General features: G+C 37.6%; 3 protein-coding genes. All 3 read left to right on the top strand.

All coding sequences use genetic code 11. The features are described 5' to 3' along the window. Window positions 1-1,368, top strand: a 1,368-nt coding sequence (locus tag Q0L68_RS18865; RefSeq protein ID WP_296705801.1) for an ABC transporter ATP-binding protein, incomplete at its 5' end; no start/stop codon positions are given. A gap of 25 nt (window positions 1,369-1,393) precedes the next feature. After that, window positions 1,394-1,753 (top strand): hypothetical protein, encoded by a 360-nt coding sequence (locus Q0L68_RS18860; protein ID WP_296705800.1) that lies wholly within the window; start codon window positions 1,394-1,396, stop codon window positions 1,751-1,753. A gap of 110 nt (window positions 1,754-1,863) precedes the next feature. Further along, on the top strand, window positions 1,864-2,968 hold a 1,105-nt coding region (locus Q0L68_RS18855; protein WP_296705799.1), incomplete at its 3' end, for a YifB family Mg chelatase-like AAA ATPase.

Here is a 2,968-nt window from a genome sequence, read left to right as displayed (position 1 = left end):
ATGACTAATGATGTTCAGGAGGTAGAAAATACTATTGTACAATCCCTTCGAGTAGTTTTTAGAGAGCCTGCTACCATTATCTTATACTTTGGGGTTTTATTTTTTATGTCTGCCAAGCTCACTTTTTTCACGATCCTGATCATTCCTATTACCGGTGCGATCATTGGTGGTATTACCAGAAGACTGAAAAAGAAAGCGGTTGAAAGCCAGCAATCTCTAGGCAGACTTGTCAATATTCTGGACGAAACCTTAGGTGGAATGCGTGTTATTAAAGCATTCAATGCTGAAAATTTCATGAGAAAGAAATTCGATCATGAAACGGACTATTATTCCGGGGTGAATATTAACATGGCTAGAAAAAATGAACTAGCCTCACCTATTTCGCAATTCTTGGGAGTTTCGGTTGTTGCTGGAATATTAGTTTATGGCGGAAGTTTGGTCTTAAGTGGAGATTCTCAATTGGGAGCCAGTGATTTTATTACCTACATTATTATTTTCACTCAGGTATTAAATCCAGCAAAGGAAATCTCCAGAGCCGTCAGTAGTATTCAAAGAGGAATCGCCTCTGCAGAAAGAATCTTTGAAGTCGTCGATACACCTTCAAAAATAAAATCTCCAACAAATCCTAAAAAGCTAATTTCATTTGAAAAAGAAATCAGCTTTGAAAATGTGAGTTTTGCTTATCAGGAACAATTGGTCCTCAAAAACATTAATTTCAATTTGGAGCGAGGTAAAACAATTGCCTTGGTAGGGCCATCTGGAGGAGGTAAATCAACATTAGCTGATCTGGTACCAAGATTCTATGATCCCAGTGCTGGTCAGATTTTATTAGACGGGATTAACCTGAAAGATTTCCAAATAGAAGAATTGAGATCCTTAATGGGAATAGTAACTCAGGAATCTATTTTATTCAATGATTCAGTGTATAATAATATTGCATTTGGAATTGAAAGTGTCAGTGAGGAACAAGTGATAGAGGCTGCCAAAATAGCCAATGCTCATCAGTTTATTTCTCAAATGGAGGATGGTTACCAAACCTCCATTGGTGAAAGAGGCTCCAAGCTTTCAGGCGGCCAGAGACAAAGAATCAGTATAGCAAGGGCGGTTTTAAAGAATCCTCCAATCCTAATCCTCGACGAAGCTACTTCTGCTTTGGATTCCGAATCCGAATTACTAGTCCAAGAAGCATTAACCAAATTGATGTCTAATAGAACTACCTTGGTTATTGCTCATAGACTGAGTACAATTCAACATGCTGATGAAATTCTTGTGATTGAAAAAGGTGAAATAGTCCAAAAAGGCACACACTTAGAATTAATCGAAATAGAAGGCCTTTACAAGAAACTTTCGAGTATTCAGTCGGTTTAGTATATTAGTAAAAATATTAGTTGATATGAGAAAATTCCATCAATTTACCCAAATAGCCCTGCTGATCTTTTTTGCAGCTTTCCTAATATTCTTCATGGCTTTTGAGACCTTAGGAGGTATCTTTGGTATGGATGAAATTACCTCAGATGGACTGGTTAAAATCCTTTTGGTAGGTTTTCTTTTGTTTTTACTTTCTTGGATAGTTTCTTATTTGGCGCTAAAAGGCCAGAAAGATTTGCTTGCAAAAAAAGAGGTGGAAATGAATAAAATAAAAGCCAAATTGTATGATTTGGAAAATCCTGATTCTTCTCCAAAAAATAAAGAAGCCAAACCTACCGATTCTGAAAATTCCGGAATTAAACCAAGACAGAATTTCACTGAATAAAAGAAAAAGTAAAATCGACTAAAAATTAAATTTTTACGTAATAATAGAAGTTTAATTTTCTTAAAACTGTATATTAAGGAGACCATTTTGGTTTCCTTTTTTTTCGAACTATGGTAGCAAAAACTTTTGGGAGCGCTGTTTCAGGCGTTGATGCAAATTTGATCACAATTGAAGTGAATGTAGGTCAAGGTACCAGCTTTTACATGGTAGGATTGCCTGATTCAGCTGTGAAAGAATCTCAGCAAAGGGTAGAATCTGCATTGAAGTATTTTGGATATAGGATGCCAAGACAAAAAGTCGTTATCAATCTTGCCCCTGCAAACATTCGAAAAGAAGGGTCTTCATACGACTTACCAATTGCTATTGGAATTCTTCAAGCCTCAGAACAGGTTGAATTTCCAGAACTAGGAAGCTATCTCATAATGGGTGAATTGGCTTTAGATGGCCAACTTAGACCCATAAAAGGTGTTTTACCAATTGCAATTGAAGCAAGAAAACAGGGTTTTAAAGGTTTTATACTTCCAAAAGAAAATGCCCAAGAAGCTTCCATAGTAAATAATCTCGACATCATTCCAGTTGAATCTCTTGAGGAAGCTTCTCAGTTTTTGCAAGGGGATTTGAAAATAGAACCCTTGGTAACAGATACGAGGGATATTTTCTATCATTCTCTAAATGAAAGCGAATTTGATTTTGCGGATGTTCAGGGGCAAGAAAATATCAAAAGAGCCATGGAAATTGCTGCAGCGGGAGGTCATAATGTCATTATGATTGGACCTCCAGGAGCTGGGAAAACCATGTTGGCAAAAAGACTTCCTTCTATCCTTCCTCCACTAACTCTTCAAGAAGCATTAGAATCTACAAAAATCCATTCAGTCGCTGGAAAACTGGGTAAAAATGGAAGTCTACTTGCCCAAAGACCATTTCGAAGTCCTCATCATACCATCTCTGATGTTGCCTTAGTGGGCGGAGGAGGAAACCCTCAACCGGGAGAAATATCACTTGCCCACAACGGGGTATTATTTTTGGATGAGTTACCGGAATTCAAACGAACAGTTTTGGAAGTAATGCGACAACCCTTGGAAGAAAGGAAAGTCACCATTTCCAGAGCAAAAGTCTCTGTGGATTATCCTGCAAATTTTATGTTGATCGCCAGCATGAACCCATGTCCCTGTGGCTATTATAATCATCCTGAAAAAGAATGTGTTTGCGGCCCGG

Origin of the sequence: Algoriphagus sp. (assembly GCF_024642405.1) — a bacterium.
Lineage (GTDB): Bacteria > Bacteroidota > Bacteroidia > Cytophagales > Cyclobacteriaceae > Algoriphagus.
This window is presented reverse-complemented; position numbering and strand designations above follow the sequence as displayed.